24 protein-coding genes, 3 tRNA genes and 1 pseudogene are annotated in these 26,985 nt (G+C 71.7%); 17 read left to right on the top strand and 11 right to left on the bottom strand.

Going from position 1 to position 26,985, the window contains the following annotated elements:
* The first annotated feature begins 381 nt into the window (after positions 1-381).
* From HHX41_RS15690 to HHX41_RS15675, 4 genes are all read left to right on the top strand, one after another.
* Positions 382-1,032, top strand: a complete 651-nt coding sequence (locus HHX41_RS15690) for a hypothetical protein (protein ID WP_182906535.1) — start codon at positions 382-384, stop codon at positions 1,030-1,032.
* On the top strand, positions 1,029-3,227 hold the full coding sequence (locus tag HHX41_RS15685; RefSeq protein WP_182906534.1) for a hypothetical protein: 2,199 nt from the start codon (positions 1,029-1,031) through the stop codon (positions 3,225-3,227). Before HHX41_RS15690 ends, HHX41_RS15685 begins: the two co-directional genes overlap by 4 nt.
* Positions 3,224-4,081: a hypothetical protein gene (locus HHX41_RS15680; RefSeq protein WP_182906533.1), complete on the top strand. Its 858-nt coding sequence runs from the start codon at positions 3,224-3,226 to the stop codon at positions 4,079-4,081. The genes HHX41_RS15685 and HHX41_RS15680 overlap by 4 nt, the downstream gene beginning before the upstream one ends.
* A gap of 237 nt (positions 4,082-4,318) precedes the next feature.
* On the top strand, positions 4,319-4,930 hold the full coding sequence (locus tag HHX41_RS15675; RefSeq protein WP_182906532.1) for a hypothetical protein: 612 nt from the start codon (positions 4,319-4,321) through the stop codon (positions 4,928-4,930).
* A gap of 23 nt (positions 4,931-4,953) precedes the next feature.
* Here the strand turns inward: HHX41_RS15675 and HHX41_RS15670 are convergent, their stop codons facing one another.
* The 5 genes from HHX41_RS15670 to HHX41_RS15650 are packed head-to-tail and all read right to left on the bottom strand — an operon-like array spanning position 4,954 to position 8,369.
* Positions 4,954-5,241, bottom strand: coding sequence for an iron-sulfur cluster assembly accessory protein (locus HHX41_RS15670; protein ID WP_182906531.1), 288 nt, complete (start codon positions 5,239-5,241; stop codon positions 4,954-4,956).
* A 32-nt stretch (positions 5,242-5,273) separates the two neighbouring features.
* A complete protein-coding gene (locus HHX41_RS15665) occupies positions 5,274-5,639 on the bottom strand; it encodes a hypothetical protein (protein WP_169987838.1) in 366 nt (121 codons plus the stop codon).
* Between the two features lie 40 nt (positions 5,640-5,679).
* Positions 5,680-6,420, bottom strand: coding sequence for a class I SAM-dependent methyltransferase (locus HHX41_RS15660; protein WP_182906530.1), 741 nt, complete (start codon positions 6,418-6,420; stop codon positions 5,680-5,682).
* Between the two features lie 34 nt (positions 6,421-6,454).
* Complete coding sequence (locus HHX41_RS15655) at positions 6,455-7,444, bottom strand: DUF2332 domain-containing protein (protein ID WP_220504079.1); 990 nt, start codon at positions 7,442-7,444, stop codon at positions 6,455-6,457.
* 46 nt (positions 7,445-7,490) lie between these two features.
* Entirely contained in the window at positions 7,491-8,369 is an 879-nt protein-coding gene (locus HHX41_RS15650) for a sigma-70 family RNA polymerase sigma factor (RefSeq protein WP_182906529.1), read from the bottom strand.
* Between the two features lie 82 nt (positions 8,370-8,451).
* Here HHX41_RS15650 and HHX41_RS15645 point away from each other — a divergent pair, with 82 nt between their 5' ends.
* Positions 8,452-8,901: a carboxymuconolactone decarboxylase family protein gene (locus HHX41_RS15645; RefSeq protein WP_182906528.1), complete on the top strand. Its 450-nt coding sequence runs from the start codon at positions 8,452-8,454 to the stop codon at positions 8,899-8,901.
* Between the two features lie 43 nt (positions 8,902-8,944).
* Here HHX41_RS15645 and HHX41_RS15640 read toward each other — a convergent pair whose 3' ends face one another.
* Positions 8,945-9,478, bottom strand: coding sequence for a GNAT family N-acetyltransferase (locus HHX41_RS15640; RefSeq protein WP_182906527.1), 534 nt, complete (start codon positions 9,476-9,478; stop codon positions 8,945-8,947).
* Between the two features lie 97 nt (positions 9,479-9,575).
* On the opposite strand from HHX41_RS15640, the gene HHX41_RS15635 reads away from it, so the two are divergent.
* The 6 genes from HHX41_RS15635 (at position 9,576) to HHX41_RS15610 (ending at position 16,443) form a co-directional block, all read left to right on the top strand.
* Positions 9,576-10,988 (top strand): hypothetical protein, encoded by a 1,413-nt coding sequence (locus HHX41_RS15635; protein ID WP_182906526.1) that lies wholly within the window; start codon positions 9,576-9,578, stop codon positions 10,986-10,988.
* Between the two features lie 44 nt (positions 10,989-11,032).
* Positions 11,033-11,103 (top strand) — tRNA-OTHER (locus tag HHX41_RS15630).
* Positions 11,104-11,119: 16 nt separating this feature from the next.
* Positions 11,120-11,192 (top strand) — tRNA-Gln (locus HHX41_RS15625).
* A 29-nt stretch (positions 11,193-11,221) separates the two neighbouring features.
* Entirely contained in the window at positions 11,222-12,733 is a 1,512-nt protein-coding gene (locus HHX41_RS15620; protein ID WP_182906525.1) for a hypothetical protein, read from the top strand.
* Positions 12,730-14,337, top strand: coding sequence for an SMI1/KNR4 family protein (locus tag HHX41_RS41780; RefSeq protein ID WP_182906524.1), 1,608 nt, complete (start codon positions 12,730-12,732; stop codon positions 14,335-14,337). Before HHX41_RS15620 ends, HHX41_RS41780 begins: the two co-directional genes overlap by 4 nt.
* A 108-nt stretch (positions 14,338-14,445) precedes the next feature.
* Positions 14,446-16,443 (top strand): Ig-like domain-containing protein, encoded by a 1,998-nt coding sequence (locus tag HHX41_RS15610; protein WP_182906523.1) that lies wholly within the window; start codon positions 14,446-14,448, stop codon positions 16,441-16,443.
* A 64-nt stretch (positions 16,444-16,507) separates the two neighbouring features.
* Here HHX41_RS15610 and HHX41_RS15605 read toward each other — a convergent pair whose 3' ends face one another.
* The 3 genes and pseudogenes from HHX41_RS15605 to HHX41_RS42310 all read right to left on the bottom strand — a co-directional run.
* On the bottom strand, positions 16,508-17,602 hold the full coding sequence (locus HHX41_RS15605; protein WP_182906522.1) for a LacI family DNA-binding transcriptional regulator: 1,095 nt from the start codon (positions 17,600-17,602) through the stop codon (positions 16,508-16,510).
* Positions 17,603-17,650: 48 nt separating this feature from the next.
* Positions 17,651-18,127, bottom strand: coding sequence for a hydantoinase B/oxoprolinase family protein (locus HHX41_RS40580; protein WP_310742006.1), 477 nt, complete (start codon positions 18,125-18,127; stop codon positions 17,651-17,653).
* Between the two features lie 94 nt (positions 18,128-18,221).
* Positions 18,222-18,452: pseudogene (locus tag HHX41_RS42310) on the bottom strand (hydantoinase B/oxoprolinase family protein); the annotation flags it as partial.
* A gap of 217 nt (positions 18,453-18,669) precedes the next feature.
* Here HHX41_RS42310 and HHX41_RS15595 point away from each other — a divergent pair.
* The 3 genes from HHX41_RS15595 (at position 18,670) to HHX41_RS40570 (ending at position 22,681) form a co-directional block, all read left to right on the top strand.
* On the top strand, positions 18,670-20,595 hold the full coding sequence (locus HHX41_RS15595) for a Xaa-Pro dipeptidyl-peptidase (RefSeq protein WP_182906520.1): 1,926 nt from the start codon (positions 18,670-18,672) through the stop codon (positions 20,593-20,595).
* An 86-nt stretch (positions 20,596-20,681) separates the two neighbouring features.
* On the top strand, positions 20,682-21,542 hold the full coding sequence (locus HHX41_RS15590; protein ID WP_182906519.1) for a DUF4429 domain-containing protein: 861 nt from the start codon (positions 20,682-20,684) through the stop codon (positions 21,540-21,542).
* Between the two features lie 719 nt (positions 21,543-22,261).
* Complete coding sequence (locus HHX41_RS40570) at positions 22,262-22,681, top strand: endonuclease Q family protein (RefSeq protein ID WP_259400974.1); 420 nt, start codon at positions 22,262-22,264, stop codon at positions 22,679-22,681.
* On the opposite strand, the gene HHX41_RS15580 is transcribed toward HHX41_RS40570, so the two are convergent.
* Complete coding sequence (locus tag HHX41_RS15580) at positions 22,672-23,592, bottom strand: oxidoreductase (RefSeq protein ID WP_182906518.1); 921 nt, start codon at positions 23,590-23,592, stop codon at positions 22,672-22,674. The two genes, HHX41_RS40570 and HHX41_RS15580, sit on opposite strands and share 10 nt — an antisense overlap.
* 101 nt (positions 23,593-23,693) lie before the next feature.
* Here HHX41_RS15580 and HHX41_RS15575 point away from each other — a divergent pair, with 101 nt between their 5' ends.
* Entirely contained in the window at positions 23,694-24,623 is a 930-nt protein-coding gene (locus HHX41_RS15575) for a helix-turn-helix transcriptional regulator (RefSeq protein WP_182906517.1), read from the top strand.
* Here HHX41_RS15575 and HHX41_RS15570 read toward each other — a convergent pair.
* Positions 24,586-24,662, bottom strand: a tRNA-Lys gene (locus HHX41_RS15570). The genes HHX41_RS15575 and HHX41_RS15570 overlap by 38 nt on opposite strands.
* An 89-nt stretch (positions 24,663-24,751) precedes the next feature.
* On the opposite strand from HHX41_RS15570, the gene HHX41_RS15565 reads away from it, so the two are divergent.
* Both HHX41_RS15565 and HHX41_RS15560 read left to right on the top strand, forming a co-directional pair.
* Positions 24,752-25,597 (top strand): MoxR family ATPase, encoded by an 846-nt coding sequence (locus tag HHX41_RS15565; protein ID WP_182906516.1) that lies wholly within the window; start codon positions 24,752-24,754, stop codon positions 25,595-25,597.
* A complete protein-coding gene (locus HHX41_RS15560; RefSeq protein ID WP_182906515.1) occupies positions 25,597-26,973 on the top strand; it encodes a VWA domain-containing protein in 1,377 nt (458 codons plus the stop codon). Before HHX41_RS15565 ends, HHX41_RS15560 begins: the two co-directional genes overlap by 1 nt.
* The last annotated feature ends 12 nt before the right edge of the window (positions 26,974-26,985 follow it).

Genomic DNA, 26,985 nt, shown 5'->3' with positions numbered 1-26,985 from the left:
CCTGCCTTCCTGTCGCATAGTAGACGGGCCGAAGGCCAGCCCAATTAACACCATCACCCACCATCCATCCCAAAAGGACACAATCCACAGTCCAACACTTCCACGTTTATCCGTACTGTGCAGATTGATCCAGTGATATCCGATTAAGCGGTATTCGATGCGGCATGCCGGTGATATCACCGCACCACAACGCGACCAGCGCTACCCTGGTCCGGCCAGGTCAGGGCGGTGCCCGGCATCGCATCCCGACAGCCGAATGAGGGATAACGAATGTCACAGTCCCCCCTCGTCACCCGATGCGTCATCGGTGCAGACATAGAGAAATACAGCCAGAACCGGAAAATTCGCCAGCAAGAGGCCGTTCAGCACTATCTGGATGAGATGCTGCAGGAAAGCGCGGAAGCGGCAGGCCTCGACAGAGGAATCTGGGATCGCCAGCCCGAAGGCGATGGCGAAGTAGCGGTCATATCGCCCGAATGCGACCTATCGGGTCTGGTTGGCCTTTTCATCCGCACGCTGGAGGACCGTCTCGCCCTGCACAACGAGGACCACGCCCCGGGCACCCAGATACGCCTGCGCGTCGCGATGCACATAGGTCTGCTCAAGCGCGCCTCCCTCGGCTACGCCAGCCCCGCCCTCGTGACGGTGAACCGGCTGCTGAACGCCGACGTGCTCCGCACGGCACTGCGGGAGACGGAGGAGGCCGACCTCGCCCTGCTCGTGTCCCCCGAGGTCCATCAGGTCGTGGAGGCAGGAGTCGACGGCCTGCGACCGCGCAGGTTCCGGGAGGTGTTCGTCGAGGACCCGGCCAAGGGCTTCGCCTCGCCCGCGTACCTCTACCTCGCGGGCGGCACGCAGCCCCGTCCCGCGGCGCCCGCCGGGACGCGGACGGGGTCCCCGTCCGCGCCGGGCACGCCCTCACCCGCGGCCACCAGCGTGTACGGGCAGCAGTGGAACGTCGGTCCCAACGCGCACATCCAGCAGAGCCAGGGCCCGATGTACATCACCGACAACCGGACGGGCGAGCGATGACGGACACGGCGACCCCGCCCGGCCGGGAAGCCTCGGACCCCGGGGCGGGCGGGAAGGACGAGCAGGACGGCGTCGCGGGCCGGGCCCCGAAGCGCGGGCCCGACGAGGCCGAGGGCCGGGACGAGAGACTGACGCCAGAGGAACTGCTGAGGCAGGAGAACCGCGAGCGGGACATCCGCGACGAGAACCTGCGGAGGCTGTTCGCCGACCGGCTCGACCACACGGCCTCCTCCGGCGCCGGTGTGATCGGCACCCAGTACAACCTGGGCGAGAGGGGCCATGCGCAGGTAGCCGCCGGCGACTTCGTCATCTACTACGGCCCTCGGGAGGAGCGCCCCCGGGCGATCCCGCTCACCAAGGAGGAGGCCGCCCGGTACGCACCAGCCCACGTGGTCCGCACGGAGAGCCTGTCTCTCCTGGAGAAGCGGTGGGAGCCCGGACGGGTGCACGTCCTGTGCGGTGCGCCGGGGACGGGACGCGAGACGACGGCTCTCGCCGCACTCGTCCGCCACGCGCGGCAGGACGCGACGGGGATCGCGGTGGCGATCTGGCCGCCCGGTGTGGATCCCCGGCAGCTCACGGAAGCCGACGTCGACCGCGACACCGGGTATCTGGTGCACGCCACCGGCGCTTCGCCTGAGCGCGACACCGGGGGCGCGTTGTTCCGCCGGCTCGCTCACCTCGCGGAGCGGACCGGGTCCACGTTCGTCGTCGTCGCCGACGAACGGGCCCGGTTCTCCTCCCAGTGGCGCGACGCCCACGTGGTGCCCCACACCCGTCCGCCCGCCCTCGCGGTCTTCGAGCGCTCGCTGGCCTTCCACTTACAGCGGCTGAAGGCGGCCGATCCCCAGGAGCTGGCCGCACGGATACGTGCCCATCCCCAGGTGCGGACGGAGCTGGGGGAGGACGCCCCGCCCGGCGAGGCCCATGTGCTCGCCCTCGCCGTCGCCGAGGCCATGGGCGAGGAGGAGGACCTCGACGAGGTTCTCCTCCACGTGGCCGGCGACCTTCCCCGTCGGCTGCGCGAGCGTGCGCAGAAGTTGCTGCGCAAGGAGGAGAGCGTTTACGTGCGCGCCTTCCTGCTGGCCGCATCGGTCCTGGACGGCACCTCGATGGTCACGATGACCACGGCCGCGCTCGACCTGGCCGAGCTGGTCGACCGGGTGGACCCGCCGCCCGACAAGTCATGGTCGGCGTTCGACGAGAGGCTGAGCGACTGGCTCGAATTCGCCGAGACCGATGACGACCGCAGGGCGGGCGAGGCCGAGCGCCGCCTCTGCCTGCGTACGCCGCGCCTGGCCGGGAGCGTCCTGCACGTGGCCTGGCATGAGCATCCGGCCCTGCGCCGCCCCTTCGTCGCCTGGCTGCACAGACTCGTGCAGAGTGACGAGCAGGAGGTCCGGATCGCGGCGGCGCAGGCCGTCGGCAAGCTCGCCACCTACGACTACGCGGAGATCGACAGGGAGTTCCTCCAGCCTTGGATCGCGTCCTCCGGCTTCGACCGGCACCGGCTCGCGGCATGGGCACTGGAGGCCGCGGCCTGGGACCCCCGGTTCGCCCCGCGCGTAGGCGAACGTCTCAACCGCCTGGCCCGCGGCGGCCCGCCCGCGCGTTCCGTCGCGGTCCGCGCGTACGGCACGTCCCTCGGCGGCCTGTTCCTCAACGACGCCCTGCCGGGCCTGCGCCGGATCGCCGCGAGCGGGCAGTTCGCCGGCGAGGTCGGACGGGCGATGGCCGAGTTGTTCGTCTCGGGAGCGCGACAGGAGATCGTCGCGGAACTCGCCCGATGGGCCTCCTCCGATGCCGTCCGGCTGCGTGCCGTCGCCGCACAGACGCTGGCCCGGCTGGCTCTCGTGCCGGCCGACGGGGCGGACGACGACTGCCCGGCCCTGCTCACGGACCGGGGAAACGAGGGCGACACCCGCCGCATGCTCGAGGTCCTGTGGCGAAACGGCCTGAAGGACCCACACGTGGGCGCCTACGTGTGGCGCCTGCTTCACGACTGGGTGCACCTCGTCGACATGCGGCCGCACCTGCTCGGACCGGTCGGCGACCTCGTCGCCGATCTCGCCACCGACGCCGCGCTGCACCGGTCGCTCGGCTTCCACCTGCTGTGGTGGCGGCAGGCCGGGAGCCTTCCCGACACAGCCGCGAAACCGTTGCTCTTCCGACTCCGCCTAAGGACCGCTCAGTGAACGCCACTCCCTCCAACCGCACCTCCTCCCGTCCCGGCCTGGGCACGCGCTTTCGCGACTGGCTGAGGTCTTGGCTGTTCCCCCTCCCCTATGACGGAGAGTCCTCCCACACCGAGATCACCGACCCTCCGTTCACGTTCGACACCCCGGCGCTGGGGGACGCGTACATGTTCACCGTCTCCGTTCGCCTGCAGTGGTCCGCCTTGGGGACCGGGCCGGACAGCGATCTGTCCGGGGCGATCAAGCGCCATCGCGAGCGGGTTCGCTGGACCGTGAGCGACATCGTCCGAGGGGCGGCACGCGAGTTCCCGCCGCACACACCGCAGCAGGCGGAAGCGGAGATCGGCCGCCGGCTCAAAACGATGAGGCTGCCGCAGGAGAAGGACGGCACACAGGTGGAGTGCACCGCCTTCACCCGGGTCGGCGCTCCGCTCCCGCTGGTCGACCAACTGCAGGAGATCTGGTCCCGCCGGGTGGCGGACGAGGAGCGGCACGAGTCGGCGAGGCGGACGGCCGTCCGGGTGCGCGAGTTGCGCGACGTCTGGCGCGACTTCCTGTCGGAGGGCATGGACGACTGGATCTCGCCCTATGCGGTGGGGCTCGCGGAAACGCCTCAGGACATCTCCTCGCTTATGAAGCAGATGCTGCAGGAGCGTCAGGAGGAGGCACAGCGCCTGCTCGACATGGTCGACAACGTGATGACCGCGCAGCAACGGGCGGACGTCTACGACTTCGTCGTCAGCAGCGAGACCGTGCTCCGGCACACCCTGAAGATGATGGGCATCCCCGTTCCGGACCCTGCCCCCGATTCCTTGTTCGCCGCCGACGGCCTGACCGGCGGCACGTCCCGATAGGTCAGCGTCCGCCGGGGTCGTCGCCTTACGGCCCGACGAATCGGCACGGCCGTTCCCTCAGGAGAGGCATTGGCAAGCGAATCTGCTTCGAGTTACATGTGCGCCTACTGCGGCAGGCATTCGGAGTCGGGGACTTGTCCCGACCCCGTGTGCACCGCCAACCGCCGGCCGAGGGCTCTGCCACCCCTCGTCGTCACGTACCGTCCCGCAGAACGGCGGAGGCGGTCGGCGGCTCCGGTGCTCGTCCTTGTCGCGGTCCTGCTCGCAGCCGCGGTGTACGTGACGACCTCGCTGACGAACGGCCACCAGACCGATGCGGGGATCGGCCCGTCATCGGCGGCCCCGCCGATCACGAGCGAGGAGACGACACCCGGCTCCACCGGGATCGACCGCACCTCGTCCGACGAGAGCCTGCGGCAGGCCACAGAGATCGACGCCCTGCTGGGCGACAGTGGACAGGCACGGCGGGCGCTCGCGACCGCGCTCGACGCGGTCCGCGCCTGTGACGGCACGGGGGCCGAGGACATCGACCGGATCACCGCGCAGCGCCGTAAGCAGCGCGACGCGGCGGTGCGGCTGAAGGTGGGTGCGCTCGACAACGGTCCCGAGCTGAAATCGGCTCTGGTGGAGGCGCTCACCGCTTCCTACGACGCGGACCAGGCCTACCTCGCGTGGGCACGCCGGTACCTCGCCGGCGGGTGCACCGGCCCTGTCGAGACGGATTACGACTACCGTCGCGGCGGCGCACACTCCGGCACGGCCAGAAACTCGAAGATCGTGTTCGTCGCCCTGTGGCGCCCCGTCGCTGCCGCGCACGGGTTCGGCGATCGGAACGCCGACGGGATCTGATCGGCCGCTCGTGATCGCCCCGCTCAATGGCTCTGCTCGGTGAGACGGAAGGTCGGGCGGCCGCCGGGACCGGTCTCGGCGTCCAGGGTCTTGCCGCCGACGGCCTGCGCGACCTCCGGTTCGAGGAAGACGCGCACGTCCGCTCTCTCGATCACCTCGTCGCCCGAGAAGGGCGCGCTGACCAGCGACAGCTCCAGCGAGGCGGGCTCGCCCGGCTTGGCCGCGATGCGCAGGCCCGCCTCGTCGGGGAGATACTCCCCCACCATCAGATCGCGGATCGCCTGAACGGCGTGGTCGGTGACTGTCAGCACGACGCGCCTCCCGTGTGTCTGCTCACGCGTCCTCACTCGCCCGGCTCCCGGAACCGCGGCGCGTCCGGTGGAGGACCGGTGTTCTCCTGGATCAGCGCGCCCAGCGTGGTGTCGTCGGCGATGGCGTGCTCGGCCTCGGCCGTGTCCTCCAGCGCGGTGATCTGCTCCGGTGGCCGCGCCCTCCGCTCCGCCTCGTCCCGGGTCCGTACGGCTCCCTCGATGGCCTCCAGCATCTCCCCGCGGCTGTAGGAGCCCTCGGGGATCTCGTTCAGGAGGGCGAGGGTCTCGGCCGGCACGTGGACGTCCGCGGCGGCGGCCGAGTAGAGGTCGCGTCGCGTGGCATGGGGACGGCCGTGGAAGATCTCGTCCACGACCTGGCGCAGCCGCTCCGTGTCCACAGGGTGTCCTTACCCTCCGGTGCGCGGATCCCACGCCCGCTCACAGGTCGGCGACGAGCAGCCGGTATCCGACGTCGTACTCCTCCAGGCCGAGCAGGTCGCGGTGGCGCTCGTGCCAGCGGCCCGACTCCAGGTCGGCGGCGAGCCGGTCCAGGGCCGGCCGTACGACCGCCTGGTCGAGCTGGGCCAGCACCGACATGCCGGACCTGACCACGGGATCGAGGTAGCCCTCGGGCCTGCGCCAGTAGGCGGCGCCGAACCCGTCGGTGCAGTCGTGCGGGATGGGCACTGCCTCGACCCGCGCGCCGCCGAGCAGCCGGACGAGGCCGGCGATCGAGGCGGCGCGGGCGTCGTCCAGCGCCGCGCCCTCGGGCAGATACTCCCTGAGGAACCAGTAGTCACGGGTGAGCTCCTGATCCCAGGTGAGGATCACCACGCGGCGCCGCGCGACCCTGCGCAACTCGGCGATCCCGGCCGCGAGATCCGTCCAGTGGTGCACGGTCAGGAGGGCCATGGCGGCGTCGGCCACGCCGTCGGCGAGGGGAAGGGCCTCGGCCCGGGCGCGCAGCACGGGAGCCGACCCCGGCGGCCGCTGGGCGATCATCACCGTGCTGGGCTCGACCGCGAGCAGGGTCGTCGGCGGCTCGTACGACCCCGTGCCCGCCCCCACGTTGACGACCGTCGCGGCGTCCCCGAGCGCGGCGGCGATCCGGGCCGCCAGCCTCGGGTCGGGCCTGCGGGCGGCGCTGTAGGTCCTGCCGATCTCGTCGTAGACGGTCATGATCCTCAGTATCCGCCCCACCGGATGGGGCTCCTCATGCGAGCCAGTCGAGCCACTCGCCGTGCGGCCCTGCCATCGCGAGCGGCTCCCCGTCGAGCGCGGGCAGGAACGCCAGCCGCCTGTCCGGCAGGCCGGCCGTCAGCCTCGCGGCCAGTGCGGGCAGCCGGGGCGAGCCCTCGTTGGAGATCCACCGCACCGGCAGGGTCCGTACGAGCGCCACGAAGCGGTTCCGCGCCTCGGCGTCCAGGTAGGGCATGACCGCGCTGTGGAAGACGACGACCGTCACCCCGGCCGGCGCGGCGGCGACGAGACCGGGCAGGGCCGCCACGGCGTCCCCGCGTACCAGACGCGGCGGGTCCTGTCTCGCCATCCGCACCGCCCCGCGCAGCCGCGCCAGCCGGTCCTCCTGCTCCGGCCACACCAGGCACTCCAGCCAGCGCACCGCCTCGTCGTCGTGTACGTCGACCGGGTCGAGATCCAGCCCGGCCCGCCACACCACCTCGGGGAGGCGCTCCGGCACCGGCACCTTCCCGTTCGTCCGGCAGGTGAGCAGGACGGGGCTCCCGGCCGGCCCGATTTCGGGCCCGTCGTCGTACCGGTAGCGGTACCGGTCCGGGTACAGGCACAGCCCCGCCGACGCGCCCACCTCCACGAGGGCCAGCGGCTGCGGCAGCGCCGCCAGCACCGGCAGCAGGCTCGCGCACCGCCCCGCCTCGTTGGTCTGCGTCCTTCGGGCGAGCACCGTCTCCCGCACCTCGGCCCAGTGGCGTACGGTCCACTCCCGGAAGCGGCCGAACTCGTCGTACGGCCCGCCGAGGTAGCGCACCGCCGCGAGCAGCAGGTTCGGCTGCCTCTTCGGCTCCGGCAGGCCGTCGATCAGTTCGATCAGCCCGGGGTCTGCGGCAATCCCGAGGGCGAGCGCCTCGTAGGCCGGGCTGTGCCCCCTGACCTCGCGCTCCGCGAAGTACCTGTACCACTCCGCCGTCTCCATGCCCGCCTCCTCCAGGAACGCCCAGGGCTCCATCGAATCAGGCCGGAGCGCGCGAAGTTTCACGGAGCCGCCGGCGCGTTCACTCCGGGTCCGGCAGGTCCAGCGACGCGAGCTTGGCGGGGTCGGTCACGACCGTGATGCCGGTGATCCGGCCACCGGCGACGGTGAACGAGACGACCGAGAGCAGTGCGCCGTCCTCGCGCCAGGCCACGATTCCGGGAAGGCCGTTGACGAACAGCACGCGCCTCCGCGCGGCCGCGCCGGCGGACAGCCGCGCGGAGGCGGCGACCGCGGTGGCGCCGAGGGTGACGACCACACCGTCGGGAGTGTCGGCGGTCAGCCTCACGCCGGGGTCGAGCACACGCAGCAACCCCTCGAAGTCGCCGCGGCGAGCCGCCGCCAGGAACGCCTGGACCACTTCGCGCTGCTCCTGTCCCACGGCCGTCCGCCGCTCGGTCGCCTGCACCTTCCTGCGGGCGCGGCTGGCGAGCATCTTGGCGGCGGCGGTCGACTTGCCGAGGATCTGGCCGATCTCGTCGAACGGCACGGCGAACAGGTCGTGCAGCACGAATGCCAGCCGCTCGTCCGGTCGGAGCGACTCGAGGACGACGAGGAGCGCGAGCCCGACCGAGTCGGCGAGCGCCACGTCGTCCTCCGGCGCGGGACCGTCGTCGACCGTCACCACGAGTTCGGGCAGCCGGTTGTCGTAGGACGCCTCAGCGCGCGCCTGACGCGATCGCAGGACGTCGAGGCTGATGCGGCCGACCACCGTGGTCAGCCAGCCGGCGAGGTTGTGGATCGTCGCGGTCTCCTGCCGGGACAGCCGCAGCCATGCCTCCTGGACCACGTCCTCGGCGTCGGCGTGCGATCCGAGCATCCGGTAGGCGACGGCGCGAAGCCGGTCGCGCTCGGCCTCGAACGCCTCGGTCACCCGGTCCTCGGGACTGTTGTGGGGCATGTCGTTACCTTCCTCGGCTCTGCTCCGTCATGGAGATGACGGGCCCGGACGGGCTCAGGTAACCGATGAAGGAGCGGGAACAATGGAAGCACGCATGAAGAGCACGGTGAGCCCCGACGTCTTCACCGCGATCCAGCACCTCAACAAGGCGATCCAGGCCGGTGGCGCCGACCCGCTCGTGCTCGAGCTGGTCCACCTGCGCGCCAGCCAGATCAACGGCTGCGCCCCGTGCGTGTTCGCCGGGGTCGCGTCGGCGAAGAAGCACGGAGAGACCGACGAGCGGCTGCACAACGTGGTCGCGTGGCGAGAGACGCCGTTCTTCACCGACGGGGAGCGGGCGGCGCTCGCGCTGGCCGAGGCCGCCACCCGGATCCAGGACGGCGCCCCGGGCGTGACCGACGAGATCTGGGACGCCGCCGCCGCCCACTTCGACGACAAGCAGCTGTCCGCGATCATCCTGAACATCGCGCTGACCAACTTCTTCAACCGCATCAACCACACGATCCGGGAGCAGGCCGGCAAGGCCTGGTGAGCCGGGGCGGGGGTACGCCGGGGGCCCGGCCATGGGCCTCCGGCTACCCGGCCGTGGAGCGGAAACCGGCGGTGCGGACCGGCCGTTCCCAGATCCACAGACGCTCGCCGTCCTCGACGTGTTCGGTGGGCAGCAGGCCGATCCGGCCGGCCACCTTCATGGACGCCTCGTGATCGGGATGGATGTGGGCCTCGATGCGGGTGACCCTCCTGTCACGGAGCCATCCGGCCAGCGCGGTGGCGGCCTGCGTCGCGTACCCCCGGCACTGCCAGGCGCTCCCCACCACCCATGCGATCTCGGCCCGCCGCCCCTCGTCCACCACCGTCGCCTGGACGTAGCCGACCGCCCGGCCGTCGGTGTCCCGGCGGATGACCCAGTTGAGCCACTCCTGCCGTCCGTCCGGGGACCGGCGGGCTTCGAGCGCCTCGTACCGGGCGCGCAGTTCGGCCAGGGTGGGCGCGGTTCCGCCGATGAAGGAGTACAGCTCCTCCCCCGCCAGCACTCCCGTCATCTCGTCCGCGTCCGCGGCCGTCAGCGGCCGCAGCGTGACGGGGCCCGCCGCGATGGTGTCGTGCATGCCCGAAGTCTCCCCGGCCGCGGGCCGTACGCCCAGCGGTTTTCCGCCCGCGGATAACCGATCGATTCCCGGCGGCTTCGCGGACATCATGGCGCGCATGAAGCACCGCAAGGGTTCCGAGCGCTCCCGTCGGAAGGCGCTGGCCGAACTGCACGGCTCGCTGGACCGCCGCTGCCGGCCCGAGGACGTCGCCGAGCTGGTCCTCCAGGCGCTCGCGGGGCGACTGACGGGCCGCGAGCGCAACGTACTCGCCCGTGCCGCGCGGCACTCCTCGCGCGGCGCCGCGTGGTTCACCTCGATGCCGGACGACTACGCGCGCCCCGTCGGCGGAGCGCGCCAGGTGGCGGTGGCCGCCCGGCTGTTCGGCGGATCGGCGGAGGTGGACCCCGACGACCCCGAGTCGCTGCGGGCGTACGTGAGCAGGGCCGGGCACTCGATCGGTTGGACGCCCGACCGGAGCGACTTCCTGGCCGACCGGCTCAACCGCGAGGCCCGGGAGGCCGCCGGGATGGACCTGTCGAAGCGGCAGTACAACCGCCGGTTCCGGATGCTGCGCCGGATCGCCGCGAAGGCGGGCACTCTCGAGACCGAGCGGGACAAGCGACGGCTGCTGCTGATCGGCGTCACCGGCTTCGGCGCGCGCGTCCCCCTGGACAGGTTCGTCAGGGACCCGGACGCCGCCTGCTTCGTGGCGTACTACACGGCGCGCCGCAAACTGCGCCGCGAGTTCAGCCTCTCCGGGCGGGACAACCCCTTCGACGAGATCGCGGAGGTCCTGCTCGCGCGGTGCGGGGACGACGCGGACTGGTGGATGATCGCCCAGGTCCGGCCCACGCCGGACGTGCTGGACCGTCTCACCGACGAGGAGCGCGGACGGCTGCTCGGTCAGTGGTCGGCGGTCATGCGGCACGCCGCCCGGCTCCTGGGCGACCGGTGGCGGCCGGCCATGGACCGGGCGACGATGGTCGTCCGGCCCGGCGACGACTCCAGCACGTGGAACTCCCTGGCGGGGGCCTACAACGCCGCCCGCGCCGGGTGGCTCGCGTGCCTGGCCTCCCTGAACGCGCTTGAGCTGCTGGACGCGTCCTGCCCGGGAAAGGCGATGCGGCTGATGGCCGCGGACCTGGCGGCCTGGCACCGCTCGACCGGCGGCGACGTCGATCCCGGCACCAGGGTCTGGGCCGCGCTGCCGCCGCCCTGGGAGGTGCTGGACGGCACGGCGTCCTGCACCCGTGCGGACGTCGAGGCGGCCTGCCGTACGGCGGAACTGGACCCGGAGAGGTCGGGCTGGACCGCGCCCGCGGCCAAGCGTCGTGTCGCGGTGTTCCGGCCCACCCCGGAGCTGGTCCACGGGGTCGCCGTCGCCGATCCGGTGTGGGCGGCCCTGCTGCGCCGGGCCGGGGTGTTCAGCGGCCGGCCCGTCAGGCCCGATCTGGCTCCGGACGCCCTGCACGGGCTCCGGGCCGGTGTCGTGACCGGCGACCTGCCCGGTCCTCGGGAGAGGGATTAATTCCGTGGCGGGGCCGGGGAACAGGCGAGCAGACTGGAACCGGCCCCGCCGTAGTTCAGCGGTAGAACGCCCGGCTCTCTCCGGGTGGGCGCCGGTTCGAGCCCGGCCGGCGGTGCCCTCGATGGAGCCTCCTCGTCGTAGTTCAGCGGTAGAACGCCCGGCTCTGGGACCGGGTGGGCGCCGGTTCGAGCCCGGCCGGCGAGGACCTCCACAACGTGGATCATGGTGATGGGATGGATGCCGTCGAAACGCTCGTCGCCAGGGCCGCGCCGGGCCATCGGTACGCGCTGTGGGACCTGTGGACGGCACTGTCGCAGGCGGCGGGCGATCGCGAGCACGCCGAACGCGCTCTCGACGCCCTGGCATCGGCCCCGCCCTGGCTGTGGCCCGAACTCGACACCGCGCGGCGTGCGGTGTGGTACTCCGCACCCGCAGTCGCTCCAGTGCCTGAGCCGCGGGGGCTGTGGCGCCTGCGCCACAGGCCCCCCGAACCGGACACCCCGCTCGCCGTGCTGGCGGCGGCGTGCGCCCATGACGGTCACGAGCGGGAGCGCGCCGTCCGGCATCCGGCCATGCGCCACGACCCGCGGCTGCTGCCGATCCTGGTGATCCGGGCCGCCGACTGGGTGGCCCAGGTGCGGTCGGCGGCGGCGGACGTCCTGGACCAGGTGCTCGCGGTGCCCACCGGTGCCACCCTGGGAACCGTCGCGCCGGTGGCCGTACGGATCGGGGGGCGGCGACGCGGCGAAGCGGTCGTCCGCATGGTCCGTGACGCGCTCTCGCGGGCGGGCGACGAGGTCCTCACGGCCCTGCGGAGCAGCGCCGACATCCCCACGCGCCGGTTCGCCTATCGGGCCTGCCTCGACGGCCGTCGCATCGGCGAGGCGGAACTGATCCACGCGGCGCGGCACGAGGAGGACATCGTCTCCCGGACGCTGTGCGCGGAGGCGGTCGCCGAGATGGACCGTCCCGACCTGCTGCGGGAGCTACTGGCGAACCGAGCCGCACAAGTGCGCGCCACGGCGCTGACCGCCCTGGTACGGCTCGGCGCGCCGGAGCACGGGGAGCGCATGCTCGGCGACGTGTCCCCGGTCGTGCGGCTGACCGCGCAGTGGGCGGTCCGGCGGGCGGGCGGCGACCCGGCGGAGTTCTACCGCCGCCTGCTCGACGAGCCGCCGGGCCACGGGCTACGGCACCTGGTCGCCGGGCTGGGTGAGTGCGGCACTCCCGCCGACGCCCCGATCGTCCTGCCCTCTTTGACCGACGAGAGCCCCCGTGTGCGGGCGGAGGCCGTACGCGCCGCGTGCCGCCTGGGAGCGCGGGTCGACCTCGCCGCGATGCTCGTCGATCCCGCGCCGGTCGTCGTCCGCCACGTCGCCGAGGCGCTGCGCGACGCGCCCCCGCCCGAGGACCGGCTGTGGCCGTTGCTCGACGGCGGGCGTCCCCCGCACGTACGGCGGGCGGCCCACCGGCTGCTCACCCGGACGGACATGTGGAACCGGCTCAAGGCGGACCTGGTTCTCCTGACCGGACCGGACGAGTCGCTCCGCGCGCGGGCCCGGGCCGGTGTGGACGACTGGCTCACCCGGCAGGCGGCCACCGCGTACGCGGGACCCCCCGAGCCGCTCCGCGGCGAGCTGGCGGCGCTGGTCGAGCGGGCGCACGACGCGCTGGGCGAGCGGACCGCGCGCGTTCTCACGTGGCACCTGCGGACGACCAGCAAGATCGATAATGTGCCCGAGTGATCGGACCCCGGTGGGCGCGTGTCGTACGACCGGCGCTCGTGGCCGCGCTCCTGATGGCAGGGCTCGCGGGCGAGCCGGACCCCCTGAAGGACGCGGTGAGGTGCATGTCCATGTCCTTCGGTGGTTCGACGTCGCTGTCCTGCGATGATCCCGAGTTCGAGGCGAAGATCAAGGCCAACGCGCTCACCCCCGAGGAGGCGGAAGCCATCGGCTGCCCGCCGATCTATTGGAGAGGCGACCGGAGCACGCCCGAGCCCGGCCTCCCCCTGTCGCAGCCCGGCTTCATGACCGCGGAGCCCACGTACACCCCGCGCACGCCCGATCCGGCGGTCGCCGCGCGGGTGAACCAGGCGTGGGACCGAATCGAACGCTGGCTGGGCGCGCACGCCTCGGCCACGCTGCGGACGCTCGAGTTCGGCGCCGATCCGCAGGATCTCGCCCGGTGGGAGGCCACGCACAGCCGCCGCCTTCCCGACGACCTGTACGCCTCCTACCTGCGGCATGACGGCGCCGACGGCAATCCCGGGGCGGGATTCCAGCTCCCTCCGTCGTACACCCTGCTCGGGGTGTCAGACATCGACTCCGAGAACTGGAGCAAGTGCCAGGACCTGGTGATGGAGGGCGACCTGGACGCGGCCGACCCCGAGCACGGGGTGTGGCACGGCAGCCTTCTGGCCGTCGGCGGCGACGCCCGCGGCCGGGAGCTGTTCGTCGAGCCGCGTACGGGCCGGGTGGGCGAGGCCGCGTGGCAGGAGAACCTGAAGTACGACGGCCCGATGAGCTGGCCCTCGCATCTGGCGATGCTGGAGGCGCTGGCCGGCGCGCTGGAGCGGGGTGCCGCGCTGCGCGACTGGCATCCGGTCGTGACGGCGGGCTGTGAGCTGCGCTGGGCCGGCAAGCCCGCTACCGTCCGGCCGGGTTGCGCCGGCGGTCCCCGACCCTCCCCCAGCCCCACACCGACGGTGGAGCCGACGCCGGAGAAGCCTACGGCCGAGGAACTGCGGGCCGGCGGGTGCCTGCCGCCGCGCCGTACGCCCCGGGTGCGCATGCCGGGGCCGCGCGTCACCGCCGAGGTGAACGCGGTGTGGCGGCGCGTCGAGCGGTGGCTGGCCAGGAAAGCGCCCGTCACGTTCAAACGGCTCCGCCCGCCGGCCCGCCCCCTGGACATCGCCCGGTCGGAGGCGGCCATGGGCCTGCGGTTCCCCGACGACCTGCGCGCCTCACTGCTGCGTCACGACGGCGGCGGCTCCTGGGGCTTCGGCCCCGCCCCCTTCTATGAGCTGATGTCCGCCAAGGACATCCGCTCGGAGTGGAAGATGCTCTGCGGCATCGGGGAAGACGTGTTCGACGACTGGTGGAACGGCCGTCTGGTCCCCTTCGCCTACGCCAACGACGGCGGGAACCTGTTCGTCGACACCCGTACGGGGAAGACGGGCGAGTTCTTCAACGAGGAGGGGATCACGCTGGAGGGCGACGTGGTGTGGCCGTCCTACCTGGCGCTGCTGAAGGCGACCGCGACTTCGCTGGAGACCGGCAGGCCCATCCGCGGCTGGCGGCCGGAGGTCGTCAAGGGCGCACTGGAATGGGAGAGCACCCGGGGCTGACGCCCCCGGCGGAAATCCGCTATTCACCAAGATCGTCTTCGTGATAACCAGGACGAGCCGGGTCGGCACGCCCCTGGGCCCGGGCCTCTCCCAGACGAAGGAGCGTCGATGAGTCGATTACGACAACTGCGCACGTCCGCAGCGGCGGTCACTGTGCTCGCCCTGCTCGCGGGGCTGGTGGCTGCCCCCGCCACGGCGAGCACCGCCACCACGGACAGCCTTGGCACCACCTTTGTGAAGCGTGTGGGCACCAGGCTCATGATCAAGGACACCGGAAAGCCCTGGCGCTTCGCCGGGGCCAACGATCACCTTCTCGCCCAGAGGGGCCACGAGGTGGTGGACAGTGTCTTCCACCGCGCGGAGACGGCCGCCCTGAGGGTGATCCGCGTCGCCGGTTCCAAGGAGATCGGTGAGGATGACGGCACCTCCGATGGCCACTTCCAGTACTGGGACGGGACCAAACCCGCCTACAACGACGGAGAGGACGGCCTCCGGCAGCTCGACTACGTGCTGTGGAGGGCCTCGATGTCCGGAGTCAGGGTGATGATCCCGCTCGTCAACGACTGGACGGGCTATGGCGGCATGGACCAGTACGTCCGCTGGGCCGGCGGGCAGTACCACGACGACTTCTTCACCACTCCAACAATCAAAGGCTGGTTCAAGGACTGGATCAGCCATCTGCTCAACCGGGTCAACACGCTGACCGGCGTCGCTTACAAGGACGATCCCACGATCATGGCGTGGGAACTGGCCGACGCGCCCCGGTGCAAGGGGACGGGCGGCTTGCCCACCTCGCCCGACTGCAGCGCGGCCACGATCACCGCCTGGGCGGACGAGATGTCCCGGCACGTCAAGTCGCTCGATCGCAACCACCTGCTGAGCGCGGGCGACGAAGGGTTCTACTGCACCGACCCGGGCGGCCCGGACCTGACGAACAACTGCAGTCAGGGCGTGGACACCCTCGCTCTGGCGAGGCTGCCCGAGATCGACCTGATGTCCCTGCAGCTCTTTCCGGACAAGTGGGGCAAGGACGCCGCCTGGGGCACGGCCTGGATCACCAGGCATCTCGCCGACGGCCGAGAGATCGGGAAGCCGGTGGTGCTCAGCGCGTTCGGCCTGCTGGACAAGGCCGTGCGCAACCCCGTCTACCAATCCTGGACGAACGCGTTCAGATCCGGCAAGGGAGCGGGCTTCGCCTTCTGGCAGATCAACGAGGAGTTCTTCGGCGACATCCTCCCCGACCTCGACGGCTACACCGTCAACTGCCCCGGCCCGGTCTGCCAGACCCTCACCAACGCCGGCCTCCTGATGAACAACCGCCCACCGGAGTTCATCGATCCGGTAGCCGACGACGACACGGCCGTCACGGCCGCGAGGACGGCGGTCACGATCGACGTCACGGCCAATGACATCGCCTACCACTACCTAATCGATCCGGACTCCGTCGACCTCGATCCGGAGGCCGAGGGACGCCAGACGAGTGTCACCGTGACCGGCGGTACGTTCACGACCGACTCGTCCGGAAAGGTGGTCTTTACCCCCGTCGACGGGTTCACCCGCCAGGCCACTGCGACATACGTGGTAAGCGACGACAGCTTGTCGCGGAAGCTGTCGAACGTCGCCCGGATCACGGTGACCGTCAAGCCCGACCCGGACAGGGCGGTCAGGATGTTCTCCTTCGAGGACGGCGTGCAGGGATGGGCGCCGCAGGCGGTCGAGGGCACGGTCACCCAATCCACCGAGTTCGCCACCGACGGCACCCACAGTGCGCGGGTGGACATGGCTCCTCGCTGGGAGGGCGACGGCGGCACCTGGTGGGGCGCGCGCCTCCCGGAGCCCGTCGACCTGTCGGCCAAGGGCACGCTCAAGTACGACCTCAAAACCGGGGCGTCGTGGACCTGGACCGAGCTTTTGCTGCTGGCCGGCCCCGACCTGCACGAGTGCAGGTCTGCGACCGACTCGAAGGACGAGAACAGCACGGTGACGGTCGACATCAGCCTCGTCGACTCGTTCTCCTGCACGGCCGAGGACCTGAAGGACGTGCGCGGCCTTTACCTCTGGATCAATGCCGGCACCTTCTACATCGACGACATCCGCGCCGAGTGACGACCTGACGCGTGGTGCGGGCAGGGCTCCGGCTTCCTGCCCGTACCCCTCCCATGCGGCCGGATCAGGTCGGGATCGGGGCGACGGACTCCCGTTCGACCAGGGTGACGTCCATGAACAGCGTGCCGGGCGGCGCCGGCTCCGGGTCCCGCAGGCGCCGGATCAGGCGCCGGGCCGCTTCCGCGCCCATCTCGTAGACCGGCTGCGCGATGACGCTCAGGGCCGGGGAGACCAGCACGGTCCAGTCGAGGTCGTCGAAGGCCACCACAGAGAGCCGGTCGGGCACCGCGATGCCGAGGTCGCGGATCGCGCGGTAGGCGCCGACCGTCATCAGGTTGTCCACCGTGAAGATCGCCGTGGGCGGGTTCTTCAGCGCGAGGACGCGCTTGGTCTGCTGATAGGCGGCCTCGGCGGCGTAGGTGCCGGTGCGCCGCACGAGTTCGCGGCGCACCGGCACCCCGGCGTCCCAGTGGGCCCGCAGGTAACCGAGCAGCCGGGCCTCGCTCGGGCTGAGCTCGCCCAGCGACACCTCGGCCTGCGGGGTGAGGAACCTGGCCCAGTCCTGCTCCCGCGGCTGGCGCAGCTCCGCGACGATCGCGACGCGCCGGTGGCCGAGGTCGAGCAGTCGCCGTACGGCCTGGTAGGCGGCCTTCATGCCGTCCACGACGACGGCGTCGGCCTCCAGGTGGTCGCTGACGCGGTCGAACAGGACCACGGGCGTGCCACCGGTCTGCGCCTGCGCCAGATGGTCGACCTGGGTGACGTCGGCGGGCGCGCAGATGATCCCGTCCACCTGCTTGTGCAGGAGCAGCTGGACCGCCTCACGCTCGCTGGCGAGGTCCTCGTCGCTGTTGGTGACGAGGGTGCTGAAGCCGTGCTCGTGCGCGACGTCGGAGATCCCCCGCAGCGCGCGGGCGAAGAAGGGACTCTCGATGTCGGCGCACACCACTCCGATGGTGTCGGTCCGGCCGGTGCGGACGCTGGCGGCGAGCCGGTTGGCGCGGTAGTTGAGCTGCCGCGCCGCCTCCGCCACCCGCCGCCGTACGTCCTCGCTGACGCTTCCGTAACCCCCCAGCGCGCGCCCCGCGGCGGCCGTGGAGACGCCGGCCAGCGCCGCCACGTCCGGGAGCGTCGCCCGCCGCGGCCTGGATGCGGTCACGGATCCTCCCTTTCCCGGTATCGGTCGCCGCCGGCGGGTTCCCGGCCGTCATCGCGTTCGCGGGTACGCCCGGGAGGCGCCGGCGGCTCGCCCATCAGCGATCCGCCGCAGCGAGATGTAGTGATCCCGCGCGGCGCGGGCGGTGATCCGCCCGCTGCGCAGATCGGCCTCCACGGCCTCCCTCGGGCGCAGCGCCGGGTCGCCGTAACCGGCTCCGCCGCTGGCGCGCAGGCTCACCACCTCGCCCGGGGCGGCGACGTGCTGCCCCTTCGCCGGGAGCGGGGTCTCCTCGCCGTCCTGCCGGATGAGGACGATCGAGGCGGACGTGCCGGGCAGACCGCCGCCGAGCCCCTGGGGGGCGTGACCGGGATTGCTCTGCTCGGCCTCGGAGAGGAACTGCATGGGGTCGTCGGAGATGTTCCGGTAGTCGGCGCGGATGCCCAGGCCGCCCCGCGTGCGTCCCGCACCGCCGCTGTCGGGCACCAACTCGTAGCGCTCGACGCGCGACCGGTAGCTCGACTCGATGATCTCCGCGGGGGTGATCGCGGCAGTTAGCCATGTGGACGTCGACCGCGTCCGCGCCGTCGTGCGCCGCGGTGGCGCCCGCCCCGCCGGCGACGTTGGCGAGCAGCACGACGCCGTCCCCGGTCTTCGGTGAGGCCGACTCGCAGATCAGCACCGGCCAGCCCACGAACCATTCGGACGACGCGCGGTGCGGCGCCGCCGGGGCGAGCGCCTGGGTCATGACGGACGCCAGCCGCTGGGAGGCCAGGTGCCGGTCGCCGACCGCGGCGGGGAAGATCGGGTTGACCGCCGAGCCCTCGGGGGCGTGGATGGTCACCGGCTCCATCGACCCCTCGTTGAACGGCACGTCGTCGGGCAGCAGGCACTTGATCGCGTAGTGCACCGGGGAGCAGTCAAGGGTTCACGGCGTTTTTTGACCCACTACAGCCACTTGTGTCACACCGAAGGACCAAGGTGATGTCGATCACATAAAGGGATCTTGTCGGCATAAAGGTACGCATGGAGATTTGCGGAGGATTCCACACCCCCTCTGGAGGCTCTCCGTGCTGTTACGAGCAGCCATCGCCGCGGTCGCCGTGACCGCGATCGGCGCGGTCCCGGCCCACGCGGCCACCGGCCCGGCCATCACCGTCGACCAGGGACGGACCCAGCCGGTCTTCTCCTACGCCGACGCCGTCCGCGAGCACGTCTACGTCGAGTCGAGCGTCGACAGCGACTCCGACGGCCGCCTCGACCGGGTCAGGGTCGACATCATCAGGCCCAAGGAGTCGGGGGCCGGGCTCAAGGTGCCGTCGATCATCGACGAGAGCCCCTACTACGACAACTCCGGGCGTGGCAACGAGTCCGAGCGCAAGGTGTACGACGCGGCGGGCGAGCCGGCCAAGTTCCCGCTGTTCTACGACAACTACTTCGTGCCGCGCGGGTACGCCGTCCTCAACGTCGACATGGTCGGCACCACGAAGTCCGACGGCTGCCCCGACGTGGGCGGCAAGGCCGACGTGCTGGGCGGCAAGGCGGTCGTCGACTGGCTGAACGGCCGCGCCCCCGCCTACCACGACGACGGCTCCCCCGCGGTGGCCGACTGGAGCACCGGCAAGGCCGGCATGATCGGCAAGTCGTACGACGGCACGCTGGCCAACGCGGTCGCGGCGACCGGGGTCGAGGGCCTGGAGACGATCGTCCCGATCTCCGCCATCAGCTCCTGGTACAAGTACCAGCGCTCCAACGGCGTCATCTACAACTACAACTACATGTCGTACCTGTCCCGGGTCGTCGACACCGACCCGGCCGCCAAGTGCGCGGCGAAGCGGGCTCAACTGGACGTCGACGCCGACGACGCCACGGGGAACTACAACGGCTTCTGGGCCGAGCGCGACTACGTCGCCGGGTCGCTCGGCGACGCGTCGAAGGTGCACGCCAGCGTCTTCGTCGTGCACACGGTCAACGACCTGAACGTCAAGCCCGACAACTTCTCCGTGTGGTGGCAGGCGCTCGCCGACCGGAACGTGCCGCGCAAGATCTGGGTCGGCCAGTATCAGCACGTGGACCCCTTCGACTTCGAGGGGCGCCGCGACCTGTGGGTCGACACGCTGCACCGCTGGTTCGACCGCTGGCTGCTCGGCGTGGACAACGGGATCACGGAGGAGCCCCGCGCCGACGTGCAGGTCGGCCCGGCCGAGTGGATCACTCAGCGCGACTGGCCGACACCGGCGGCCTCGACTCACTTCTTCCGCCCGTCCGCCGATGGTTCGCTGAACCTCAACCCCGGCAAGAACGGCGAGACCGCGAGCTTCACCGACATCCGCCAGTCGGAGGACGCGATGGTCGCCGACGTCGGCACGGCCAAGCCCGGACGGGTCGCCTTCACCACCGGTGAGCTGCCGCGCGACCTGCGCATGTCGGGCACGCCCGAGGTGGACCTGCGGGTCTCGCTCGACAAGCCGACCTCGAACCTGACCGCGCTTCTCGTCGACTTCGGCGAGGACACCCGGGTCGACTGGCGCCGTGGACAGGGCATCACCACCCTCGCCGTGGAGGACTGCCACGGCGACAGCATCGCCACCGACGACGCCTGCTACCGGAAGGTCGTCACCAACCTGGCCACGCGGCCGCTGGAGGTCGTGGCCCGCGGCTGGGTCGACGCGCAGAACCGCGACTCGCTCTCCGGGTCTTCGCCGCTGACCCCCGGCACGTACGCGCAGGTCAAGTGGAAGACGCTGCCGCAGGAGTACGTCTTCAAGAAGGGCCACAGGATCGGACTGGTGATCGCCGGCACCGACTCGAACTACAGCGGCGAGCGGGCCACCGGCACGACCGTCACCATCGACCTGCACAAGAGCCGGGTGGAGATTCCGCTCGTGCTCGGTGTCGGCCACGCGCTGAACGGCGGCGACATTCCCAAGGACAAGGGCACCTGGCACGGTCCCCAGCAGATCGACCTGCCGGTGCCGGACAACAAGCTCTACTGATCCCCTGACCGTCCTATGACGCGGGCGCCGGGAGCCTCGTCCCGGCGCCCGCGTCCGAGGGCCCGCCTTCGTCGTAGTGTGATCGCATGACCGAGATCGTCGTGGAAGACGGCTCATGGACGGTCGATGTCGAGGCCGTGCGGATCACCCCCGGAAGCGGCCGCGACGTCCACGAGGTGCGCAAGGCCCTCGGGGACCTGGTGGTGCCGTTGGAGGCCGTGGCGGGCGCCGTGTTCGAGCCCTCCCGCAAAGGCGGGCACCTGCGGCTGCGGCTGCGGCCCGGCGCGGATCCGCTGACCGAGGTCGGCGCCGGGCTGCTGGCCGCCCCCGCCGACCCCTACCGGCTGGCTGTGCCCAAGGAGCGCAAGGCAGCGGCGGAGTACATGGCCGGTGAGATCCGCGATCTGGTGCAGCTGGCCCAGGTGCCGGAGGGGCCCTGTCCCGATTTCCTGTTGCCCGGTCCGGCCGTGCCGATCAGCGCCACGGCCGGTGACGGCACCGTGAGCTTCGACGGTGTCCGGGTCCGCCTGGAGTGGACGGGATTCGCGAAGACGGTCAAGCAGGCGGCCGGCGCACAGGAGTTCCGGCTGTCGGATCTGACCGGCGTCGAGTGGAAGCCCCAGGCGGGCCTGGCCTACGGAAGCCTGCGTTTCCACGTGCGCGGCGAAGGGCCGACCGGCCGGCCGGAGGAGGATCGGCGCTGCCTGTCCTGGGGGGTGCAGCGCTTCGGAGGGACGAGTGTCCTCGTCGGGGCCGCCGTGCTGGCGCGGCTGGCCCGCCACGCTCCGGAACCGCCCGCCGCACTGTCGCCGCCTGCCTCCGACGGACGCGACCTGCTGATTCGGCGGCTCGGCGACCTGGGCGAACTGCACCGGAACGGAGTGCTGACCGACGAGGAGTTCAGCACGGCGAAGAAGGCGCTGCTGGACCGCATCGCCGAACTGTAGGGGGCGGGTCTCGATCTCTCCTGATCGGCAAGCTGGTGGATCCGGGATCACACCGACGGGAGAGGTCACCGTGCGTTTCCACGCCGACCTGCACATGCACTCCAGGTACGCGTACGCGTGCAGCAAGAACAGCGACCTGGAGCAGCTGACCTGGTGGGCCCGGCGCAAGGGCGTCACGCTCATGGGCACGGGCGACTTCACCCACCCGGCCTGGCTGGAACGGCTGCGCACGGCTCTCGTGCCGGCCGAGCCGGGGCTGTTCCGGCTGCGCGACGACCTCGACCGCGAGGTCGCCGCCACGCTGCCGGACAGCGTGGCAGGCGCGCCCGTGCGGTACATGCCGTCGGTGGAGATCTCCACCGTCTACTTTCAGGGCGGCCGCTCCCGGAAGATCCACCACCTCGTCTACCTGCCCGGATTCGACCAGGTCGAGGAGTTCAACCGCGGCCTGGCCAAGGTCGCCGACCTCGGCGTGGACGGCCGGCCCACCGTGCGCATGAGCTCCCGCGAGCTACTGGAGGCCGTCCTGTCCTGCGGCGAGGGCGCCTACCTGGTGCCGGCGCACGTGTGGACGCCGTGGTTCGGCGTGCTCGGCTCGAAATCAGGGTTCGACAGCCTCGAGGAGTGCTTCGGCGACCTCACCGAGCACGTCTTCGCGCTGGAGACCGGGCTGTCCGCCGACCCCGCGATGATGTGTCGACGGCCACCGCAAGTGCGGCGTGCGCCTCGACCCGGAGGAGACCCGCGAGCTCGGCGGCCTGTGCCCGGTGTGCGGCAGGAAGCTCACGGTCGGCGTGCTCAGCAGGGTCGAGGACCTGGCCGACCGCCCGGCCGGCAGGACCGCGCGCGGCGCGGCGGGCTTCCGCAACCTCGTCCCGCTTCCGGATCTCGTGGCCGAGATCCTGGGGGTGGGCCCGAAGAGCAAGAAGGTGAGCGCCGAGACCGACCGGCTCGTGGCCGCGCTCGGGCCGGAGCTCGCGATCCTCGGCGACCTTCCTCTCGGCGACATCGCCGCCCTCTCGCCGCCGCTCGCCGAGGCGGTCGGGCGCCTGCGGAACGGCGAAGTGACCAAGGACCCCGGCTACGACGGCGAGTTCGGCCAGATCCGCACCCTCGACGTGCGCGGGGGTCAGAGGTAGGTGACGCCGGTCAGGGCCTCGGCGGCGGTCCACAGGCGGCGTCCGACGCTCGGGTCGGCCGCCTCCGCGCTGGGGCGGACCTCCACGACCCGGCCGCGCGTCTCGAAGAGGCCGGACGGTCCGAAGAACTGACCGCCGCGCACGCCGGGCGCGGTCGCGGCGAAGAGTTGCGGCAGCGCCCCCCGCTCGGCCGACTGCGTCACCAGCAGCCCGATCCGGGCGAAGATCCGCCCGGCCCGGGGGCGGTACTCCCAGGCCCGGGGGGTGAGATTGCTCCTGGACAGCCCGGGGTGGGCGATGACGCTGACGACCGGTGAGCCCGCGGCGCGCAGGCGGCGGTCGAGTTCGAGGCCGAAGGCGGTGGTGGCGAGCTTGGAGCGGCCGTACACGCGACTGGCGTTGAAGTCGCGCCGCGACATCAGGTCGTCGAAGTCGAGGTGGGCGTTCTTGTGCACGATCGAGCTGAGGCTGACCACCCGTGCGGCGTCCGCCCGGCCGAGATTGTCGAGCAGCAGGCCGGTGAGGGCGAAGTGGCCCAGCATGTTGGTGCCGAGCTGAAGCTCGAACCCGTCGGCCGTCGTGCGGGCGGGGCCGAGGAGGACCACACCGGCGTTGTTGACCAGCAGGTCGATCGCCAGGAAGCCGGCGGCCAGGTCCTTCGCGAACGCGTGCACCGACGCGAGCGAGGCCAGGTCGAGCTCCCGCACCTCGATCTCGGCCCGTGGCGCCGAGCGCCTGATCGCCTCGGCCTCCCGTTCGGCGGCGGCGGTGTCGCGCACGGCCATCACGACGTGTGCGCCGTGCCGGGCGAGTTCGGTCGCGGTGACCAGGCCGAGTCCCGAGTTCGCGCCGGTGACGACGGCGACCCGGCCGTGCTGATCGGGGATGTGACTGGCGTTCCATTCGGTCATGGCGACGACGCTAGGACGGGGTCGCCGGGATTCGGTCGTACGCGTTTGCCTGGGAACGCCAGACCTACCTTCGGCGCGGACCGCACCGGCAGACTGGCGGCATGGCTGTCGACCACCCGTACGCCCGTGAGCTCGGCGATTTCCTGCGTGCCCGGCGCGGCCGGCTGCGCCCGCAGGACGTCGGGCTGGAGCCGGGGTCCCGGCGCAAGGTGACCGGCCTGCGGCGCGAGGAGGTCGCGCTGCTGGCCGGGCTGAGCACCGATTACTACCAGCGCATGGAGCAGGGCCGTGAGGTGCGGCCCTCCGACCAGGTGCTCGACGCCCTCGCCTCCGCGCTCGATCTGGACGACGAGGAACGGCGGCACCTGTTCACCCTCGCCCGGGCGGCGCGGCGGCCGGCGGCCGTCCGTACGCGCCGCGCCCCGGAGCGCGTGCCGGACAGCACAAGGCGCCTGCTGCACGTCATGGGCACTCCCGCGGTCGTGCTCGGCCGGCACCTCGACGTGCTCGCGTGGAACCCCCTCGCCGAGGCGCTGCTCGGCGACCCGGCCACCCTGCCGCCGGGGCGGCGGAACATGCTCATGGCGCTGTTCGAGGATCCCGGGACCCGTGCGCGCTGCCCCGACTGGGAGACCACCGCTCTGCAGTACATCGGCATGTTGCGGGCCGCCGTCGCGACCGATCCGACCCACCCGCGCGCCACGACGATCATCGGCGAGCTGAGCATCCGCAGCGCGGACTTCCGCCGGCTCTGGGCCCGGCACGAGGTGCGTGAGACGGTCCACGGGACGAAGCTGTTCCGGCATCCCCAGGTCGGCGGGATCACCCTCGCCTGGGACGTCTATCCCCTGCCCGGCAACCCCGGGCCGGTCCTGCTCGTCTACACGGCCGAGCCCGGCACCGCGGACGACGAACGCATCCGGCTGCTCGCGTCCCTGCACGCCACCCGGGAGACGCGGAAAGCCCAGGCCGAACGGCCTGGGCTTTCCGATGTGGTGCGCCGCCAGGGACTCGAACCCCGGACCCGCTGATTAAGAGTCAGCTGCTCTAACCAACTGAGCTAGCGGCGCAGAGCTCTTAGAGGTTATCGCACACCTCAGAGCGGTCAAAATCGGGCTAGAGTAGAACAACATTCGGTTATCAGCGGTTGGGAGCGCACATGTGGTTCGCCTCGCCTGACGAGGTCCGCGGGCGGCTGGCGGCCGTCGACTACCTTGCCGACGACGGCATCGCGACATCGGTGTTCCTGGCCGGGGCGCTGGGCAAGCCTCTGCTGGCCGAGGGACCCGCGGGGGTGGGCAAGACCCAGCTCGCCAAGGCCGTCGCCCAGGCCACCGGCGCCCGGCTCATCCGCCTGCAGTGCTACGAGGGCCTGGACGAGGCGCGGGCGCTGTACGAGTGGAACTACAAGAAGCAGCTGCTGCGCATCCAGGCCGACGACGGCGCCTGGGACGACATCTTCTCCGAGGAGTTCCTGCTGGAGCGCCCTCTCCTGAAGGCGATCAGGAGCGAGGAGCCCACCGTGCTGCTCATCGACGAGACCGACAAGGCCGACGTCGAGGTCGAAGGGCTGCTGCTGGAGATCCTGTCCGACTACCAGGTCACGATCCCCGAGCTGGGCACGATCACCGCCGCACGACGGCCGTACGTCGTGCTGACCTCGAACGCGACCCGCGAGCTGTCGGAGGCGCTCAAACGGCGCTGCCTGTACCTCCACCTCGACTACCCCACCCCGGAGCGGGAGCGCGACATCCTGCTCGCCCAGGTGCCCGCGCTGCCCGCGGGCATCGCCGACCAGCTCGCCCGTACGGTGGCCACGCTGCGCGCGCTGGAGCTGAAGAAGTCGCCCTCGATCGCCGAGACCGTCGACTGGGCGCACACCCTGCTCGCGCTGGGCCGTACGGAGCTGGACGAGGCCCTCATCGGCGAGACGCTGGGCGTGGTGCTCAAGCACAACTCCGACCAGGTGCGGGCCGCCAAGGAACTCGGCCTGCCCGCCCGGTGATGACCACGCCTCCCCCGCCTCCCACGCCTCCCGCGTCCCTCGTGGACCGGCACGTCGGGTTCGTCCACGCCCTGCGAGCGGCCGGGCTGCCGGTCTCCCCGGCCGAGGGACTGGACGCGGCCCACGCGCTCATGGTCGTCGACCTGTCCGATCGGCAGACGCTGCGCGAGGCGTACGCCGCGACGCTGGTGAAGCGGCCCGCCCACCGGCCGGGCTTCGACACGCTCTTCGACCTGTGGTTCCCGCCGGTGATCAGCGGCGCCGAAGGCACCGCCGTCGCCGAGGACGCCGAGCTGCCCGAGCTGCGGGAGCGGCTGGCGGAGCTGCTGATGGGCGATCCGGCCGATCCCGCGTTCCGCGAGTTCGCCCGGGCCATGGTCGGGCGGTTCGGGCAGGTCCAGGCGGCCCCCGGCAGGCAGTCGTGGTTCTCCTTCCCCGTGCTGCGCGCGCTGTCGCCGGAGACGCTGGTGGCCCGGATGCTCGCCGCCATGCTCGACGAGCGCGGCGGCCTGCCGGAGAAGGTCGCCAGGCGGCACATCTCACGGACCATCGAGGCCTTCACCGAGGCCGTCGCCGCCGACGTACGCCGCAGGATCGCCGAGGAGGCGGGCGTCGAGAAGGTCGCCAGGTCCGCGGTCCGGCCGCCGATCGACCAGGTCGACTTCCTGCGCGCGACCAAGGACGAGCTGGCCCGGCTCCGCCGGGAGGTCTATCCCCTGGCCCGCCGCCTGGCCACCCGGCTGTCGATCCGGCACAGGCGCGGACGGCGCGGACGGCTCGACTTCCGGCGTACGGTCCGGGCGTCGCTGTCCACGGGCGGGGTGCCGCTCACCACCTGTCTGCGCCCGCCGCGCCCGCACCGGCCCGAGCTGGTGGTGCTGTGCGACGCCAGCGACTCGGTCTCCACGTTCTCGCACTTCACACTGTTGCTGACGTTCGCGCTGCGGGAGCAGTTCACCAAGGTGCGGGCGTTCGCGTTCGTGGACACCGTGGACGAGATCACCCGCCTGTTCGCCCCGGGCGCGGACGTGCTGGACGCCATCGGCCGCCTGACGAAGGAGGCCGACATCGTCAGGTTCGGCCGCACGGACTACGGCCACGTCTTCGAGCGCTTCGCCGAACGGTTTCCGGACGCGGTGGGCCCCCGGACGTCGCTGCTGATCCTGGGCGACGCCCGGTCCAACTACCAGGCCCCGGCGCTGGGCACGCTGAAACGGCTGGCCGGGCAGGCCAGGCACGCCTACTGGCTCAACCCCGAGCCCCGGGCCCAGTGGGACACCGGGGACTCGCTCGCCACGTCGTACGGCTCGGTCGTTCCCATGCACGAGTGCCGCAACGTCGCCCAGCTCGCCGCGTTCGTCGAGACGCTGGCCTGAGTCGATTCCCTT

It is taken from the genome of Microbispora sp. H13382, assembly GCF_014161445.1.
Classification (GTDB): Bacteria; Actinomycetota; Actinomycetes; order Streptosporangiales; family Streptosporangiaceae; genus Microbispora.
Note: the sequence above shows the minus strand (reverse complement) of the source record. Positions and strands in the feature narration are given on the sequence as shown.

Bases quoted from the DNA above. Each gene is read 5' to 3' on its own strand.
- HHX41_RS15690 (WP_182906535.1), top strand. From the start codon at position 382: ATGCTGCAGGAAAGCGCGGAAGCGGCAGGCCTCGACAGAGGAATCTGG.
- HHX41_RS15685 (WP_182906534.1), top strand. From the start codon at position 1,029: ATGACGGACACGGCGACCCCGCCCGGCCGGGAAGCCTCGGACCCCGGG.
- HHX41_RS15660 (WP_182906530.1), bottom strand. From the start codon at position 6,420: ATGACCGTCTACGACGAGATCGGCAGGACCTACAGCGCCGCCCGCAGG.
- HHX41_RS15655 (WP_220504079.1), bottom strand. From the start codon at position 7,444: ATGGAGCCCTGGGCGTTCCTGGAGGAGGCGGGCATGGAGACGGCGGAG.
- HHX41_RS15650 (WP_182906529.1), bottom strand. From the start codon at position 8,369: ATGCCCCACAACAGTCCCGAGGACCGGGTGACCGAGGCGTTCGAGGCC.
- HHX41_RS15645 (WP_182906528.1), top strand. From the start codon at position 8,452: ATGGAAGCACGCATGAAGAGCACGGTGAGCCCCGACGTCTTCACCGCG.
- HHX41_RS15640 (WP_182906527.1), bottom strand. From the start codon at position 9,478: ATGCACGACACCATCGCGGCGGGCCCCGTCACGCTGCGGCCGCTGACG.
- HHX41_RS15635 (WP_182906526.1), top strand. From the start codon at position 9,576: ATGAAGCACCGCAAGGGTTCCGAGCGCTCCCGTCGGAAGGCGCTGGCC.
- HHX41_RS15620 (WP_182906525.1), top strand. From the start codon at position 11,222: ATGGATGCCGTCGAAACGCTCGTCGCCAGGGCCGCGCCGGGCCATCGG.
- HHX41_RS15610 (WP_182906523.1), top strand. From the start codon at position 14,446: ATGAGTCGATTACGACAACTGCGCACGTCCGCAGCGGCGGTCACTGTG.
- HHX41_RS15590 (WP_182906519.1), top strand. From the start codon at position 20,682: ATGACCGAGATCGTCGTGGAAGACGGCTCATGGACGGTCGATGTCGAG.
- HHX41_RS15580 (WP_182906518.1), bottom strand. From the start codon at position 23,592: ATGACCGAATGGAACGCCAGTCACATCCCCGATCAGCACGGCCGGGTC.
- HHX41_RS15575 (WP_182906517.1), top strand. From the start codon at position 23,694: ATGGCTGTCGACCACCCGTACGCCCGTGAGCTCGGCGATTTCCTGCGT.
- HHX41_RS15565 (WP_182906516.1), top strand. From the start codon at position 24,752: ATGTGGTTCGCCTCGCCTGACGAGGTCCGCGGGCGGCTGGCGGCCGTC.
- HHX41_RS15560 (WP_182906515.1), top strand. From the start codon at position 25,597: ATGACCACGCCTCCCCCGCCTCCCACGCCTCCCGCGTCCCTCGTGGAC.